Origin of the sequence: Sphingobacterium sp. UBA7253 (assembly GCF_002472745.1) — a bacterium.
Lineage (GTDB): Bacteria > Bacteroidota > Bacteroidia > Sphingobacteriales > Sphingobacteriaceae > Sphingobacterium > Sphingobacterium siyangense.
This window is the reverse complement of record NZ_DKSP01000224.1, coordinates 88,623-104,685: the sequence shown is the minus strand read 5'-3', so window position 1 is coordinate 104,685 and position 16,063 is coordinate 88,623. Positions and strand designations below refer to the sequence as shown.

The window sequence follows — 16,063 nt, the reverse complement described above, 5'->3', positions numbered from 1 at the left end:
TTCCGTTTTGGTTACTCCAGCTTTGAACCTTGGTTTGAAGCCCGTCGGTTTTGGAGCAGAGTTTGTTGTCTCGTCGGTCTTTTCGTCGGATGCAGATGTGCTTGCGGCCACATCAGGAGCTTTGGTTACACCAGCTTTGAACCTCGGTTTAAATCCTGTGGGTTTACTGGCAGCGGGTTCCTGTGTCTCTGTGCTGTTGTTTTCAGGTTCAGCCTTTACGCTGGTATCTAACTTAATTTCGTCTTTCGTATCGGGCAGCTGTGCTTGTTCAGAAGTTTCCGTTTTGGTTACTCCAGCTTTGAACCTCGGTTTGAAGCCCGTCGGTTTTGGAGCGGCTGTTGTTGCTTCGTCGGTTTTTTCTTCGGATACAGATGTGCTTGCGGCCACATCAGGAGCTTTGGTTACACCAGCTTTGAACCTCGGTTTAAATCCTGTGGGTATTGAATCAGGAGTGGATTCCGCTAAATCAGTTATTTCCTTTTTGGATGTTGCCTTGACTTCATCTTCTACGGCTGTAGGAGGTGCCTTGAATCGCGGTTTAAAGCCTGCTGGTTTTGCCGTATGAATACTGGAGGTCTCGGATGCTGTATCAGCGATAACCTGCTTTACAATAGGTTTTGCAATGACAGTTTCCTCCTCTGCTAGATGGAAACTTTTTCGGAGCTTGTTGAACCAAAACTTTTTACTGTGGTCAAAACTCTTTTCCCCCATAGCAGAATAATGTGCTTTGAACTCTTCAAATAAAGGTCCATCTGCAGCTTGTAAAGCTTTTAAATCAATTTTCTTTTTTATGAAAAATTCTTCAAAAGTCATCCTGTTATGAGTTTAATATAGTCTATTACAAATGTAGTAATTTTTCTGACGCAGCTGGGAGGCCTAAAATAAAAAAGAGCGACTAGCGCTCTTTTTTATTGTTTTATAGGTTCAATAGCTTAAGCCATGTTATGGTAAACTGCTTGAACATCGTCATCTTCTTCGATTTTATCGATCATCTTCAACACATCAGCAGCTTGTTCTTCTGTAATATCTGAATGCGATAAAGCAATACGTTCCAATTTCGCAGATGTTACTTCAATTCCCTTTTCTTCGAGTAATTTTTGCATATTACCAAAGTCTTCGAAGGAAGTTTGAACGACAGCAATATCATTGCCTTCTTCATCAGCTTCTACGTACAATTCTTCTAAGCCTCCATCGATCAACTCTAATTCAAGCTCTTCTAGGTCCAGTTCGTCTGTTGCAGCAAAACGGAAAATGGATTTACGATTGAAAATAAAATCCAATGATCCTGTTTTTCCCAATGAACCACCTGCTTTTGCAAAATAGCTACGGATGTTTCCTACGGTGCGGTTGGTATTATCTGTTGCAGTTTCAATTAAAACAGGTACACCATGCGGGCCATAGCCTTCGTACACATATTCTTCGTAACCTTTTGAATCTTTTTCTGAAGCACGTTTGATTGCGGCTTCGATACGATCCTTGGGCATATTTACTGCCTTGGCATTGTGTATTGCTGTACGAAGTCTCGAGTTAGTTTCAGGGTGAGGGCCGCTTTCTTTAACCGCCATGGCGATTTCTTTACCTAAACGTGTAAATTGAACGGCCATTTTGGCCCAGCGTTTGAATTTCCGCTCTTTTCTGAATTCGAAAGCTCTTCCCATTGTTATATTTTGTTTTTAAGATTTTCAATCATGTCGACTGTCATCTTCTGGATGTCAAATTCCGGCGTCCAGTTCCAGTCTTTTCTTGCATAAGAATCATCTAGACTAGCAGGCCATGAATCGGCAATCTGTTGTCTTGGATCGTTCTCGATGTAAGAGATTGCAAAATTAGGAAGAATTTTTTTAATTTCTTGTGCAAGTTCTTTTGGAGTAAATGTAATACCACCAAGGTTATAACTGTGGCGAATGCTTAAGCTTTCTTTCGGTGCATCCATTAATTCGAGTGTACCACGGATGGCATCCTCCATATATAACATGGGTAATGCTGTGTTTTCAGATAAGAAACAGGCGTATGTCCCGGTTTTCAATGCTTCATAAAAAATATCGACTGCATAATCTGTCGTTCCACCTCCTGGTTCAGTTTTCCAGGAAATGATACCCGGATAACGGACACTACGAATATCCAGGCCACGGTGTTCTTGATACCATTCGATGAGACGCTCACCTGCAAGCTTGCTGATGCCATAAATCGTGTTGGGATCCATGACGCAATATTGTTCGGTATTTGTTTTCGGAGAGTGTGGCCCAAAAACAGCAATAGAGCTTGGCCAGAATATCTTGGAGACTTTATAGTTCACGGCTAGATCAAGAACATTCAATAAACCATTCATATTCAATTCCCAAGCCTTTTCAGGGTATTTCTCGCCTGTAGCCGAAAGCATGGCAGCTAGTAGATATACTTGAGTAGGTTTATATTGTTGAAATAATGTCTCGAGTCCATTTTTGTCAAGAACATTAGCGATTTCGAAATTCTCGTCAGGGCTTTTAATCTGCGGTTCTCTAATGTCAGTGGTTACAACATTCTCTGCACCAAATTTTTTGCGCAAGGCAATAGCTAATTCTGTGCCGATCTGGCCATTTGCACCAATGATAATAATGCTTTCTTTCATTTGTAAGTTTTATTTTATGAAGCTCCCGCTTTCACTATATTGAGGATCTATACTCAAGAATATAAATGAATCGCTTCGCTCGTTTCTTCCTATCGATATAATAGGATCTAGCCTGACATAATTTACGTTTCATCATGTAATGAAAAATGAAATTTCAACCATGGCGGTTTATGATGCAAATATAAAGGCTTTTCAGTATCTATCAACTTTGTGGCCTTTTAGGAAGTAGGGAAAAAATGCTAATTTTTAGACTCTTGGGACTGTTTTTATGAGATTTTAAACTGTTTCAATCGTTTGTTCTTTTTTTTTGAATAAGCAGCGAAAATTTTTATTTTTTTTGAATTGCTTTAATCCTGATTTTTAGCAATAGTTATGAGATGCACGGATTCCTTTTTTAGCAATTATGGAGGAAAAATTCTTAATGTTGTGATATTTTTAGCAGAGGGAGTAATATTTTGTTATTTTAATAGTGGAATTAGGGAATATTTTTTAAATTTGAAGAATTCATTCTTCGAGAATCAACTAAAAACAAAATCAAATAACAATTTTATATACACAATTTAAACACAGACAAAAATGAAAGTGGCAGTAGTCGGCGCAACAGGCCTTGTAGGTACTGAGATGCTAACCGTGTTGGCGGCGCGAAATTTCCCAGTAACAGAATTAATTCCAGTAGCTTCAGAGCGTAGTAAGGGTAAGGAAATTGAATTCAAGGGAAAGAAGTATAAGGTGGTTACACCATCTGAGGCTATTGCTTTGAAACCTGATGTTGCGTTATTTTCTGCGGGTGGTGATACCTCGAAAGAATTCGCCCCTAAATTTGCTGAAGCTGGAATTACAGTGATCGACAATTCTTCGGCATGGCGTATGGACCCAACGAAAAAGTTGGTTGTTCCAGAAGTAAATGGCGATGTGTTATCTGCTGAAGACAAAATTATTGCAAACCCGAATTGTTCAACCATACAAATGGTGGTGGCTTTAAAGCCATTACATGATAAATATAAAATCAAACGTGTTGTAGTTTCTACCTACCAATCTGTAACAGGTACTGGTGTTAAGGCCGTTAACCAGTTAATGGATGAGCGTGCTGGAAAAGATGGTGAAAAAGCTTATCCTTATCAGATTGATTTGAACGTTATTCCGCATATTGATGTTTTCCAAGAAAATGGATACACGAAAGAGGAAATGAAGATGATTTTGGAAACAAATAAAATCATGCGTGATGACTCTATTAAAGTAACTGCAACGACAGTGCGTATTCCGGTTATGGGAGGACACTCTGAATCATTGAATATCGAATTTGAAAACGACTTTGATTTGAATGATGTACGTGCAGCTTTAGCGGCGCAAAGTGGCTGTATTGTTGTTGATGACCCTGCGTCACTACAATATCCAATGCCAAAGGATGCGCACGGCAGAGATGAGGTTTTTGTAGGACGTATCCGTCGTGATGAATCTCAACCAAATACCCTTAACATGTGGGTAGTAGCAGATAACTTACGTAAAGGCGCTGCAACAAATGCAGTTCAGGTAGCGGAGTTATTGGCCGAAAAAGGATTGATCTAACTCAAGTAGATTCCATAATAAATATTGAGCCCCCATGAACGAATTCGTTCATGGGGGCTCTTTTTGTCCTATCATCAAATCACAATTTATATACTTATGATTTGGCCCTTGATAAGGGGGCTAGAAATTATGGCGTCAACGTTGTGGGTTGGATAGAAAATTCAATCTTGTCATTCAACGGCGCATAGGCTTCTTTGCTTTGCTCTTCCAGCCGATCTGGAAATAGAATGCCGAAAAGATGATCCGTTTCGTGCTGAAAAATAACCGCAGTAAAACCCTCGATATTTTCTTCGATAACTTTACCTTCTTTATTGATGTATTGTAAGCGGATAGCATAACTCCGTAATACATCCTCTTTACGATTAGGGATAGAAAGACAGCCTTCGGCGCCTTTACGTTTCAGTTTGGAGCGCCATAGAATTTTAGGATTTACATAAAATTCAAATGGTTGATCTGGTTTGTCAAATCGCTGTACCCAGATTAGATTTTTATTTATACCGATTTGTGGCGCTGCGATGCCTACACCGGGGTGATTGGGATCACGTACAGTCGCGAACATTCTTTTGGAAAGTGACTCAATCAATGGGTCGTTGTATTTGACATCACTGCTTGTAGCTTTTAAAACTTTCAGATCTTTATCGTCTGTTGTTTGCAATACGCGAAGAATTGCATTTTCATCTCCTGATAAAATGATTTTCTTGTCGGCAGCACTGAACTCCTGTCCTGCATTAAGGTTGACTGGTCTTTCATTCTTTGACTTATGAAATGCTTTTTCTCCGGCCATAATTTTTGTTTCTAAATTGTTCTCAACTGGTGGGACTGGGCAACGGTAGCCATTGCTATAAGCGCAATACGGATTATAGGCTTTGTTAAAGTCTATCTCAACATTGTTTCCTTTAATGTCGTCTGTTGATAAATCAATATACCGGCCCCCACTATAGCTTTCCTGACCATTTGTTAAATCTAAAAATGGTAAAAATAAATGGTTTTTGTATGCAGGATTTTGAAATAATGCGACACTCTGGTAGATATTCAACGTATGTTCTTTTCCATGAAGAGTAAATGTTATGATGGCGTAACGTTTGTACTCGTTGCTTGTGCCATCGTAGGTTGGCATGCGGAATACCGGTTCGTTAAATAAAACTTCAATTTTGGCGTTGACTTTATAGCCCGCATCTACGGGAAAGTAATCCAAAAACGCTACTTGATCTGATTTCAATGGACCGTATTGTTCTTTCGCCAATTCAGAGGCTTTTTTTTCACGAAGAGCAGTAATTTGTTGCTCATATTTACTTTGAGCATGCGTATTTAAGCATAAGGCCAAAAGGAAACTGGCAATAAGTGTTTTTTTCATTTGTTTAAATATTTATTCTTCCGATTTCGTACAGCCAAATGCTGCATCGCCTTTGGTGTTGCCTTGATCAGTGTGCCTATAGGGCAATTCTATTGGCCCGCTATGATCAGATCGAATTCGGTGATCTATTGCCTCAAAAAGCAAGTTGGCTTGTCGTTGTGAAATAGTCTATCAAAGTTATAGTTTTTTTTGGTTAAAAGATCAAAATTAAAAGATCAAAAACGAGAAGAGGATGTATTAGAAAGCGGAGTCCAATTGAAATATTAAATCTTCCTGTGTAATACTCAGGACTACTTTGTATTTTTGTGAAAAATATATATCCATGAGATTGATGGCCTTTGATTACGGTACAAAACGAATAGGGGTTTCGGTGACCGATCCAATGCAAATTATTGCTACAGCATTGACGACAGTACATCCGCAGGATATCTGGACATACTTAGCTGATTATTTACAGACAGAACAGGTGGAAACCTTTGTTGTAGGCAAGCCACGGCAGCTGGATGGGACAGACTCTGAATCCGCACAGCATGTTGTCGGTTTTATTCGGAAACTGAAGAAGACTTACCCCACGATTGCTGTCGCCGAAATAGATGAGCGTTTTACTTCTAAAATGGCTTCTGCAGCGATTGCACAAAGTGGGAAAAAAAAGAAGGACCGTCAACAAAAAGGACTGATTGATACCGTGTCTGCAACGATCATTTTGCAAAGCTACATGGATAGCCGTAATTTTTAGATACACATCGACTGATAAGTCAAACAAAAATGAATAAAAAATAGAAGGATGAAGAGCATATTATTTTTTACCGAGGATACGGATTTCAAATTAAAAGAAAAAGGAAAGATTCGTCAATGGATTGCTGATGCCATCAAATCCGAAGGATTTAAACGTGTGGGCGAATTGAGCTTTATCCTTTGCTCGGATGCCTACTTACTAGAGATCAATAAGCAGTATTTAAATCACGATACCTATACTGATATCGTTACCTTTGATTCTTCCGAATATGATGACACCATCGCTGGCGATATTTTTATCAGCGTGGAACGTATTCAGGAGAATGCTGAGAAATTTAAGGTTGATGTGCGTGATGAGCTTCATCGGGTTATCATTCATGGTGTAATGCACCTGTGCGGCTATCCGGATAAAAAGCCGACAGATAAAGCCAAGATGACCGCCAAGGAAGATGAGTATCTAGGTAAAAGAAACTTTTAATATACTCCATCGTACGCTTATTAAGGCCAACAGTTCGGTGAACCGATAGGGGGTATATTTTACTCGGGGGAGAGGTCGCATAAAAAAAGCGCTTTACAATTTGTAAAGCGCTTTTTTTATGTTGTTTCTAACGACTAGAATCTTTCAAATTGAGAGAAGAAGAAGTTTCCTTCGATAGCAGCATTCTCATCTGAATCCGATCCATGGATAGCGTTTGCGTCAATAGATTTAGCATATTTGTTGCGGATTGTACCTTCAGCTGCATCAGCAGGATTAGTCGCGCCGATCAACGTACGGAAATCTTCAACAGCATTATCTTTTTCCAAGATTGCAGCAACGATAGGACCTGAAGTCATAAATTTTACCAACTCACCATAGAAAGGACGCTCTTTGTGTACTGCATAAAATGCACCAGCTGTCTCTTGAGAAAGTTGGATGTATTTCATTGCAATGATTTTAAAACCACCAGCAATGATATCGTTTAAGATTGCACCGATGTGACCGTTCGCTACTGCGTCAGGTTTGATCATCGTAAAAGTTCTGTTAGTTGCCATTATTTTAATTTTTTTGCAAAATTAGATAAATTGCTTTTCATATGCAATATCATTACGCTTCATATAGACACAATTATTGATAAGCCAACTGGCTGATGCAACCCTTATCGCTAAATCTTATACGCCTCGAAAATATGTTTATATTGAAATAGACGTTTCGCATGCTCCTAATCAGCTGTTTTTTCTAGATATGTAACAAGGCTTTGTGTCCGGCGTTTATAGAAAAGTAAAAAAACAATTGATCTAAGTTCAATACGAATATGTAACTTTGTGATATTATGGCATTAAATCTAACAGTAGACATCGATAAAGATTCAGGCTTTTGCTTTGGAGTGGTATACGCTATTGATATGGCGGAGGAGATCTTGGAGGAAGAGGGATATCTTTATTGTTTGGGAGATATTGTTCATAATGATGAGGAAGTTGCTCGATTGAAAGCAAAAGGCTTACGTATTATCGATCATGCCGCTCTGCCAACGTTAAGCAATGAAAAGGTATTGATCCGTGCCCACGGTGAAGCCCCAGAGACTTATCGTGTTGCTTTGGAAAATAACATAACCTTGATAGATGCCTCTTGTCCAGTGGTGCTCAAACTGCAGAACCGTATAAAAACTTCGTTCGATCAAGAGGAGAAAATTCTAATCTTTGGTAAGCATGGACATGCTGAAGTGATCGGTTTGCAGGGGCAGACAAATAATGAAGCCTTAGTTTTTCAGGATATTACCGAATTGGATCAGGTCGAATTGCCCGCCTCATTTACTCTATATAGCCAAACAACAAAAAGTGTAGATAAATTTTATGCGATCAAAGATGAACTGATCAAGCGCGGGTATGAAGTAAAGGCCAATGATACCATCTGTCGACAAGTTTCCAATCGATACGAAGATCTTGGCGCTTTTGCCAGACAATACGATAAAATCGTCTTTGTATCGGGCAAGAAATCCTCCAATGGAAAGGTGCTGTTTGAAGTTTGTCAAAACGCCAATCCCGCTAGTTATTTTATTTCTGATCCAGCAGAATTAGATGCTTCGGTCTTTGCTGAAAACGATCGTATTGGTATCTGTGGCGCTACTTCTACGCCAATGTGGTTGATGAAAGACGTAAAAGCAAGTTTAGAAGCATTATAAGCACAATTACCCGTCACAGATATTTCATAATTTCGCGGTTTAGATCCCGAGTGCATTCTTTTTTGCGTAGCTTTGTAAGCTATGAGCAATAAAGGCAAAAAAGGTATTCTTTTAGTACAATTGGGTACACCTGATAGTCCCACTACTCCAGATGTAAAAAAGTATTTAACGGAGTTCTTAATGGATCCACGCGTCATTGATATTCCTTATTTTCAACGAACCTTATTGGTAAAGGGAATCATTGCACGTACCCGTGCTCCCAAATCTGCAAAAGTATACGAAACGATCTGGGATAAAGAAACGGGATCACCTTTGATGCATTACAGTATTTTGCAACGTGATCTGCTTCAAGAAGCATTGGGGGAAGAATACCATGTCGAATTAGCGATGCGTTACCAAAACCCATCGATTGAGGCTGCATTGAAAAATATGGAAGGTTTATTTTTGGAGTCCATTCGCGTAATCCCTTTATTTCCACAGTACGCTTCAGCAACATCGGGCTCGGTTATTGATCGTGTCATGGAGCTAATCCGCAAATGGAATTATCTACCGGAAATCAGTTTCGTAAGCAATTTCTGTACTGACGATTTGATGGCAGAAACTTATGCAGATCATGCCCGCAGGCACGATTTGGAAAGTTTTGACCATTTTGTCTTTAGCTATCATGGCCTTCCTGTGCGGCAGCTCGGTAAAGTGGATCCGACAGGTCAACTTAAATGTCCCGAAGCAGGCTGTGATTCCTGTAAAACGACAGCCAATTCATACTGCTATCTCTCGCAATGTTATGCAACTACACGGACGATAGCTGCAAAGCTTGGTTTAAAAAAAGAACAATATTCGCTTTGCTTTCAATCTCGGTTAGGTAAAGAGCCCTGGATACAGCCGTATACCTCGGATTTGTTGCACGACCTTGCCGCGAAAGGTTATAAGAAGTTATTAATTTTCAGTCCTGCTTTTGTAGCGGATTGTATCGAGACCATTGATGAAATTGGCGTGGAATATGCTAATGAATTTAAGCACTTAGGTGGAGAAGAGGTTTGTTTGGTAGAAAGTCTTAATGATGATCCCAAATGGATCGAGTCTTTAAAACAATTGGCACTCAATGCCAAAAACTAAAATAGGTAAATGATGTTGTTCGTAAACGCGTGTGTATTACTCATATTGGATTTTTATATTTTCTTTGCCCTTCGCGCAACGAAGATCAAATTTCCCAAAACAAAAGTATTTTCCATCCTCTGGTGGTCTTATTCTGTTTTACTGCTATTGGGAGTTTTTATCTCAGCACAATATAGTATTCCTTTAATCGTACGGTCGGTTATTTTAGTCGCCTTTTTTCTGACTGCCGCATCAAAGATATTTTTCTTTTTGATTTTGTTGATTGATGATATCCGACGCGGTGGTGTGTGGTTAAAACGGCTGTTTACAAAAAAGAGATCTATTGAGGATTTAGTTGAAGATGCCGGAGACCCTTTACCGGAGAATCCGGTGAAAGGGATTAGCCGATCCGAGTTTTTGACCAAAGCTGGTATTCTAGTTGGTGCCTCACCCTTGATACCATTGAGCTGGGGTATTATTTCAGGAGCCTATGACTATCGTGTAAGGAGAGTGCCCTTGTATTTGCCAAATTTGCCTAAAGCATTCCATGGAATGACCATCGCGCAGATTTCAGATGTGCACTCGGGATCTTTCTACAATAAAAAGGCTGTCAACGGTGGTATTGATATGCTTTTAAAGGAAAAAGCTGATGTGACTTTTTTTACCGGTGATATTGTGAATGCCCAAGCTTCTGAAATGCGCGGCTATCAAGATATTTTTGCTCGTGTGAAATCTGATTTAGGTGTGTTTTCTACATTAGGTAACCACGACTATGGTGACTATTATTATGGTAAAGAAGATTCTCCTGCAAAACGCAAGAACCTCAAGGATGTGATCGATGTTCATAAAATCATGGGCTGGGATCTGTTAATGGATGAAAATCGTAAGATTAAGGTTGACGGTGAAGAGCTTTGTATTGTCGGGGTTCAGAATTGGGGGACAGGTCGTTTTCCGAAACATGGTGATATCAAGAAAGCGTTAATGGGTACCGAAGAGCAACCTGTTAAGTTGCTGTTATCTCACGACCCCTCGCATTGGCGGGCTCAGGTATTGGATACCGACGTGGATGTGATGTTTGCCGGACATACCCACGGTATGCAATTTGGCGTAAGATCCGAGATGTTGCAATGGAGTCCAGTACAATATATCTATAAGGAATGGGCAGGGCTATATCGTGAACAACAGAACAAACGATTATATGTGAATGTCGGCTATGGTTTTTTGGGTTATCCAGGACGCGTTGGAATTCTGCCTGAAATTACCATATTCGAATTGCTAAAAGCGCAAGACCCAAAGTTTAAAGCCTAAAAAATCTCCTTTGACTTTTGAGTTAATATAGCTATAATTGTGTATTCTGTACACCAGTTATACATAACATGCAATCAACTTTAAACTTTGGGGACTCTCCCCACACACGTGTTAATATTCTTACCGGGGAAAAGGTACTTGTGTCTCCGCATCGTAGTAAAAGACCATGGCAAGGGCAAGTGGAGGATCTCCCCGGGGATAATAGACCCGAATATGATCCACAATGCTATTTGTGTCCGACAAATAAACGAGCAGATGGTGATGTCAATCCAGATTATAAAGAAAGTTTTGTCTTCGTGAACGATTTCTCGGCTTTATTAAAAGATACAAGCCAACAGGAATTTAATGAGGATGAATTATTTGTCGCAGAGACCGAAAGAGGGATCTGTAAGGTAATTGCATTCACACCACGCCACGATCTTACACTACCCGAAATGGATCAGGCCGCAATCAAATCGGTGGTTGATCTTTGGCAAAAGGAATTTGTCGAACTCTCCAAGGTTGACTGGATTAAATACATTCAAATTTTCGAAAATAAAGGCGCGATTATGGGCTGTAGTAACCCACATCCCCACGGACAGATCTGGTCACAAAATCATTTGCCAGTAGAAATCCAAAAAGAATGCGTTCAGCAACAGCAATATTTCAACAAATATCAACGTACAATCCTGTCAGACTATGTTAAAGCGGAGTTGAGAAAAGAGGAACGCATTATTGACGAAAATGATTCTTTTGTTTCTCTAGTCCCTTTTTGGGCTGCCTGGCCTTACGAAACGATGATTGTCAGCAAACGATCTATCCAAAACATTGCCGGGTTTGACGAGAAGGAGAAGACGGATTTTGCCGCTATCCTCAAGTTATTGACGACGCGATATGACAATCTCTTCAAAACATCCTTTCCCTATTCTGCAGGAATGCATCAGGCCCCGGTAAATGATGGTGATCATCCAGAGTGGCATTGGCATATGCACTTCTATCCACCATTGTTACGTTCTGCTACCGTTAAAAAGTTTATGGTAGGTTATGAGATGCTAGCAAATCCACAACGTGATATCACACCGGAAGTTGCCGCAGAACAGTTGCGAAATTGTTCGACAGTACATTATAAAGCTAAATAAGATGATAACAAAAGATACAATTGTAAACAAATTTAAAGAACTCTACCAGGAGGAACCTCTTGTCGTTACTTCCCCCGGACGGATTAATATTATTGGAGAACATACGGATTATAACGATGGATTTGTATTGCCTGCTGCAATTGACAAGGCAATATACGTTGCTGTAAGTAAGCGATCGGATGATAACATTGTGCTTTATGCGGAAGATTATAAAGAACATCATGAGGTAAAACTAGCGGATATTGCAATCTCAGAAAAACATTGGCCAAACTATATTCTCGGTGTAGTTGATCAGTATCAGAAACGTGGGGCAACGCTAGGTGGATTCAACCTGTATATCGATGGCGATGTACCATTGGGGGCCGGATTATCGTCTTCAGCGGCCGTTGAGTGTGCCGTTACCTTGGCGCTCAGCGAACTGTTCGATTTACAGGTCGAACGACTTGATATTCCACAGATTGCACAAAAGGCCGAACATACCTATGCTGGTGTGATGTGCGGTATTATGGATCAGTTTGCTTCAGCCTTTGGTAAAGAGAAAAATGTCATCAAACTGGATTGCCGTACTTTGGGTTTCGAGTATGTGCCACTTGATCTTAAGGGTTATGAAGTTGTGTTATTGAATACAAACGTAAAACACTCATTAGCTTCTACAGCTTACAATACACGTCGTGAACAATGCGAACAGGCGTCTGCATGGGTACAGGAAAAATACCCGGAAGTCAAGAACCTACGTGATGTAACAGTGGCGATGCTGGATGAGTTGGTAAAGGACAAAGATGCCGATATTTATGCGAAAGCTAGTTTTGTGGTCCGTGAGAATGAACGTGTAGAGAAATCTTGTGATGCACTACGTTCAGGAGATGTTGTTCAGCTTGGACAGTATATTTTTCAGAGCCACGAGGGATTAAGTAAAGTGTATGAAGTCAGTTGTCCGGAACTGGATTATTTAGTGGATTATGTCAAGCAATTTCCTGAGGTGATCGGTGCCCGAATGATGGGCGGCGGTTTCGGTGGCTGTACGATCAATATCGTCAAAGAAGGTGTATTACCTTCAATTTTACCAACACTCGAAAAAGAATACAAACAGAAATTTGATAAAGAACTTTCGGTTATTCAGGTCAGGATTGCCGATGGTACCCGCGTACTTTGATAAAAAAGTAGGTACAGTAAGGGGAATAGCATGTTCATGCTATTCCCCTTATTTTTTTCTTTTTTGATAACGACTTACTACACAAGTCCTAGTTAAGCTGGTCTAATGCCTGTTTTAAGTCGGCGATTAGATCATCGGCATGTTCGATTCCAACAGAGATGCGCAACATGCCTAGCGTGATTCCGGAAGCTTCTTTCTGTTCCTTCGTATGATGACCGCCCCACATACTCGCGGGGTGTACAATAAGCGATTCGACCCCTCCCAAACTGGCCGCGTTGATAAATATATGCAGCCCATTGATGAGTTTCTGTGCATTTAAAAATGCCTCTTCTTCATCTTTACCGTTGACATCGATGCAAAGCATACCGGAGAAACCGTTCATTTGTTGGGCCGCGAGCTCATGTTGTGGGTGATTGGGTAATCCAGGATAACTGACTTTTTTTATTTTTGGATGTTGATCCAGAAATTCGGCTAGCTTCAGCGCATTTGTATTGATCTGTTTGACGCGTAGACTTAATGTTTTCAATCCCCGTAATAGTAACCAGGAATCAAGCGGTGCAAGTGATGCTCCCAAAGCGACGGATCGTTTCCATACGCTGGCGATATAGTGCTGCGTACCGCAGACGATACCCGCGGTGAGGTCGCTGTGTCCGCCCAAATATTTCGTGGCGCTGTGGACAACGACGTCTATTCCAAAATCTGTCGGTGTTTGGTTGATAGGGGAGGCAAATGTATTATCGACCATACTCTGGATTCCATGTTTTCTGGCAAGCTCTCCGAGTGCTTTTAAATCGCTAATGTTGAGGTTTGGATTCGATGGAGTCTCTATATAAATCAGTTTGGTATTTGTTTGAATAGCCTTTTCAAAAGCTGAAACATCTGTTTGATCCACAGCCGTAACCGTGATGCCATAATCTGTTAGGAACTCTTTAAAGAAAATAGCTGTTCCGGAATAATGTGCATGTTGGGCGACAATATGATCGCCCGATTTAACGATGGCCAATATGGCTGTACTGATCGCTGCCATACCTGTTGCAAATACAAGTGCATCCTCCGTTTTTTCCAATTTTGCTAGGATGGACGCTACTTGGCTATTCGTTGGGTTGCCATGGCGATGATAAAAATAAGGGTGTTTCGGTTCGGTAGCAGCCTTGATGTATTCCGTTGGGTCAGGATCTGCAATGTATGTGGATGTCTGATAGATTGGAGTAGTTACTGCAGATGTCTGGTTGAATTGCTGTCCTTCATGGACGAGTATCGTTTCGGTATTGGTAGCCATACTAATAATATTGATTGATGCTTGTATCGCCTTAAGAATCCATAACTCGATCTTGTCGAATCTGTGATCGTAAGGAACCCTTAGCTCGTTTGAAAGCACTGTTGGTGCTAACAGCTCGAAGAAGGTTTGTCTTGTATATCAAATATAAATAAAATCTACTCAATATGTAGATTTTATTTATATCGGATGCATCAATATATCTTACAACATTTCTCTCAGCAGGCTCAATGCATACCCAATGGTATTCACATTGTTTAATGCTAAACGAAGCTGGCCTTTGACTTCTTTGAGGTTGCTGATCTCCGGATGGCTTTGTACAAAGGACAGTACTCGGCCGAATTGATCAGATTCAAAGTAGCTCGACTTGGGGTTATTGACAAAATAACCTTTCAGTGTATGCTTTTTATAGGCTATTTTTTCGAATCCGATCGTTTTGCCAAACCACTGTAAACGGAGTGTATTGAATAATTCAAAGACTTCTCGTGGGATAGGGCCAAAGCGATCTTCAAGTTCTTTTTCAAACGCTGCCAATTGCTGCTCGTTTTCCAATTTAGAGAGTTCCGTATACAGATTATATCGTTCAGTGATATTGGTTACATATTCATCCGGGATCAATACCTCGAGGTCGGTGTCAATCTGTGTAAAGGACACATATTTTCGTTCTTTCTCATCAGCGAATACTGCTGAAAACTCATCCTCTTTCAGTTCCTGAATAGCTTCGTCCAAGATTTTATGATACATCTCGAAACCGATCTCGGCAATAAATCCGGACTGTTCGCCACCTAATAGGTTTCCCGAGCCACGTATATCCAAATCGCGCATGGCAACATTAAATCCAGAGCCGAGTTCAGAGAATTCTTCTATCGCAGAAAGTCGTTTATAGGCTTCCGACGTTAAAGTCGACAATGGTGGACTCAGTAGATAACAGAAGGCCTTTTTATTAGAGCGACCGACCCGACCCCGCATTTGGTGCAGGTCACTCAGTCCGAACATATGTGCATGATTAATAATAATCGTATTCGCGTTTGGAATATCAAGACCCGCTTCAATAATTGTTGTTGCGATTAAGACATCGAAATCGTGATTGATAAACTTAAGCATCACATCCTCGAGCTCATCACCCTCCAATTGGCCATGTGCAACACCGACCCGTGCTCCTGGAACCAGCTTGCGAATCAAATTGCCCAGCTGCGGAAGATCTGCGACCCGATTATGGATAAAGAATACCTGTCCACCACGATCAAGTTCGTAACTGACGGCCTCTCCGATCAGTGTTTCATTGAAAACGTGGAGTTCGGTCTGTACAGGCTGCCGGTTGGGTGGTGGGGTCGAGATGATACTCAGATCGCGGGCGCCCATCAATGAAAAGTGCAATGTTCTTGGAATTGGCGTTGCTGTCAATGTCAGTGAGTCTACATTCGCACGCATGACCTTCAATTTTTCCTTTACTGCAACCCCAAACTTTTGTTCCTCATCGATAATCATTAGACCAAGATCTTTGAACTTGACATCTTTGCTAACAAGGCGATGGGTGCCAATGATAATGTCTATTTTTCCTTCAGCGAGCCTGGCTAAGGTATCTTTGATCTGTTTGCTCGTTTTGAAACGATTAATATAGTCGATCGTGCATGGAAGGCCCTTTAGGCGCTCCGAAAATGTCCGGTAGTGCTGTAATGCAAGAATGGTCG

Annotated in this window: 15 protein-coding genes; 8 read left to right on the top strand and 7 right to left on the bottom strand. The window is 40.7% G+C overall.

The features are described from left to right. From B2X72_RS23935 to B2X72_RS23925, 3 genes are all read right to left on the bottom strand, one after another. Window positions 1–813: hypothetical protein (locus tag B2X72_RS23935; protein ID WP_286851803.1), on the bottom strand; the 813-nt coding region annotated here is incomplete at its 3' end. Window positions 814–932: 119 nt separating this feature from the next. Then, entirely contained in the window at window positions 933–1,658 is a 726-nt protein-coding gene (locus B2X72_RS23930) for a YebC/PmpR family DNA-binding transcriptional regulator (protein WP_286851801.1), read from the bottom strand. A gap of 2 nt (window positions 1,659–1,660) precedes the next feature. Then, entirely contained in the window at window positions 1,661–2,608 is a 948-nt protein-coding gene (locus tag B2X72_RS23925) for an NAD-dependent epimerase/dehydratase family protein (protein WP_145330317.1), read from the bottom strand. Between the two features lie 576 nt (window positions 2,609–3,184). Here B2X72_RS23925 and B2X72_RS23920 point away from each other — a divergent pair. Continuing rightward, entirely contained in the window at window positions 3,185–4,174 is a 990-nt protein-coding gene (locus tag B2X72_RS23920) for an aspartate-semialdehyde dehydrogenase (protein ID WP_088163260.1), read from the top strand. 127 nt (window positions 4,175–4,301) lie between these two features. Here the strand turns inward: B2X72_RS23920 and def are convergent, their stop codons facing one another. Beyond that, on the bottom strand, window positions 4,302–5,528 hold the full coding sequence (def, locus tag B2X72_RS23915) for a peptide deformylase (RefSeq protein ID WP_286851799.1): 1,227 nt from the start codon (window positions 5,526–5,528) through the stop codon (window positions 4,302–4,304). A 322-nt stretch (window positions 5,529–5,850) separates the two neighbouring features. Here def and ruvX point away from each other — a divergent pair, with 322 nt between their 5' ends. Continuing rightward, window positions 5,851–6,264 carry a Holliday junction resolvase RuvX gene (gene ruvX, locus B2X72_RS23910; protein ID WP_286851798.1) on the top strand — a complete coding sequence of 138 codons (414 nt, stop codon included), beginning with the start codon at window positions 5,851–5,853 and terminating at the stop codon, window positions 6,262–6,264. A 48-nt stretch (window positions 6,265–6,312) separates the two neighbouring features. Then, on the top strand, window positions 6,313–6,741 hold the full coding sequence (gene ybeY / locus B2X72_RS23905; RefSeq protein ID WP_088163257.1) for an rRNA maturation RNase YbeY: 429 nt from the start codon (window positions 6,313–6,315) through the stop codon (window positions 6,739–6,741). A gap of 134 nt (window positions 6,742–6,875) precedes the next feature. On the opposite strand, the gene B2X72_RS23900 is transcribed toward ybeY, so the two are convergent. After that, the gene (locus tag B2X72_RS23900) at window positions 6,876–7,295 is read right to left on the bottom strand and encodes a nucleoside-diphosphate kinase (protein ID WP_075994543.1); all 420 of its coding nucleotides are present in this window, start codon (window positions 7,293–7,295) and stop codon (window positions 6,876–6,878) included. 278 nt (window positions 7,296–7,573) lie between these two features. Between B2X72_RS23900 and B2X72_RS23895 the strand changes: the two genes are divergently transcribed. The 5 genes from B2X72_RS23895 to galK all read left to right on the top strand — a co-directional run bounded on the left by B2X72_RS23895 (window position 7,574) and on the right by galK (window position 13,096). Further along, window positions 7,574–8,422, top strand: a complete 849-nt coding sequence (locus B2X72_RS23895) for a 4-hydroxy-3-methylbut-2-enyl diphosphate reductase (RefSeq protein WP_088163256.1) — start codon at window positions 7,574–7,576, stop codon at window positions 8,420–8,422. A gap of 81 nt (window positions 8,423–8,503) precedes the next feature. Then, window positions 8,504–9,538, top strand: a complete 1,035-nt coding sequence (gene hemH / locus B2X72_RS23890; RefSeq protein ID WP_088163255.1) for a ferrochelatase — start codon at window positions 8,504–8,506, stop codon at window positions 9,536–9,538. A gap of 12 nt (window positions 9,539–9,550) precedes the next feature. Next, the gene (locus B2X72_RS23885; protein WP_205401250.1) at window positions 9,551–10,825 is read left to right on the top strand and encodes a metallophosphoesterase; all 1,275 of its coding nucleotides are present in this window, start codon (window positions 9,551–9,553) and stop codon (window positions 10,823–10,825) included. Window positions 10,826–10,893: 68 nt separating this feature from the next. After that, on the top strand, window positions 10,894–11,943 hold the full coding sequence (locus B2X72_RS23880; RefSeq protein ID WP_075994539.1) for a UDP-glucose--hexose-1-phosphate uridylyltransferase: 1,050 nt from the start codon (window positions 10,894–10,896) through the stop codon (window positions 11,941–11,943). 1 nt (window position 11,944) lies between these two features. After that, the gene (gene galK / locus B2X72_RS23875) at window positions 11,945–13,096 is read left to right on the top strand and encodes a galactokinase (RefSeq protein ID WP_088163253.1); all 1,152 of its coding nucleotides are present in this window, start codon (window positions 11,945–11,947) and stop codon (window positions 13,094–13,096) included. Between the two features lie 88 nt (window positions 13,097–13,184). Here the strand turns inward: galK and B2X72_RS23870 are convergent, their stop codons facing one another. Both B2X72_RS23870 and B2X72_RS23865 read right to left on the bottom strand, forming a co-directional pair. Then, entirely contained in the window at window positions 13,185–14,375 is a 1,191-nt protein-coding gene (locus tag B2X72_RS23870; RefSeq protein ID WP_075994537.1) for a trans-sulfuration enzyme family protein, read from the bottom strand. 201 nt (window positions 14,376–14,576) lie between these two features. Then, on the bottom strand, window positions 14,577–16,063 hold a 1,487-nt coding region (locus B2X72_RS23865), incomplete at its 5' end, for a TRCF domain-containing protein (protein ID WP_286851797.1).

Excerpts from the sequence above, each read along its gene's own strand:
- B2X72_RS23895 (WP_088163256.1), top strand. The coding sequence starts at position 7,574 with ATGGCATTAAATCTAACAGTAGACATCGATAAAGATTCAGGCTTTTGC.
- B2X72_RS23925 (WP_145330317.1), bottom strand. The coding sequence starts at position 2,608 with ATGAAAGAAAGCATTATTATCATTGGTGCAAATGGCCAGATCGGCACA.
- galK (WP_088163253.1), top strand. The coding sequence starts at position 11,945 with ATGATAACAAAAGATACAATTGTAAACAAATTTAAAGAACTCTACCAG.
- ybeY (WP_088163257.1), top strand. The coding sequence starts at position 6,313 with ATGAAGAGCATATTATTTTTTACCGAGGATACGGATTTCAAATTAAAA.
- hemH (WP_088163255.1), top strand. The coding sequence starts at position 8,504 with ATGAGCAATAAAGGCAAAAAAGGTATTCTTTTAGTACAATTGGGTACA.
- B2X72_RS23870 (WP_075994537.1), bottom strand. The coding sequence starts at position 14,375 with ATGGCTACCAATACCGAAACGATACTCGTCCATGAAGGACAGCAATTC.
- def (WP_286851799.1), bottom strand. The coding sequence starts at position 5,528 with ATGAAAAAAACACTTATTGCCAGTTTCCTTTTGGCCTTATGCTTAAAT.
- B2X72_RS23920 (WP_088163260.1), top strand. The coding sequence starts at position 3,185 with ATGAAAGTGGCAGTAGTCGGCGCAACAGGCCTTGTAGGTACTGAGATG.
- B2X72_RS23900 (WP_075994543.1), bottom strand. The coding sequence starts at position 7,295 with ATGGCAACTAACAGAACTTTTACGATGATCAAACCTGACGCAGTAGCG.
- B2X72_RS23880 (WP_075994539.1), top strand. The coding sequence starts at position 10,894 with ATGCAATCAACTTTAAACTTTGGGGACTCTCCCCACACACGTGTTAAT.
- ruvX (WP_286851798.1), top strand. The coding sequence starts at position 5,851 with ATGAGATTGATGGCCTTTGATTACGGTACAAAACGAATAGGGGTTTCG.
- B2X72_RS23930 (WP_286851801.1), bottom strand. The coding sequence starts at position 1,658 with ATGGGAAGAGCTTTCGAATTCAGAAAAGAGCGGAAATTCAAACGCTGG.
- B2X72_RS23885 (WP_205401250.1), top strand. The coding sequence starts at position 9,551 with ATGTTGTTCGTAAACGCGTGTGTATTACTCATATTGGATTTTTATATT.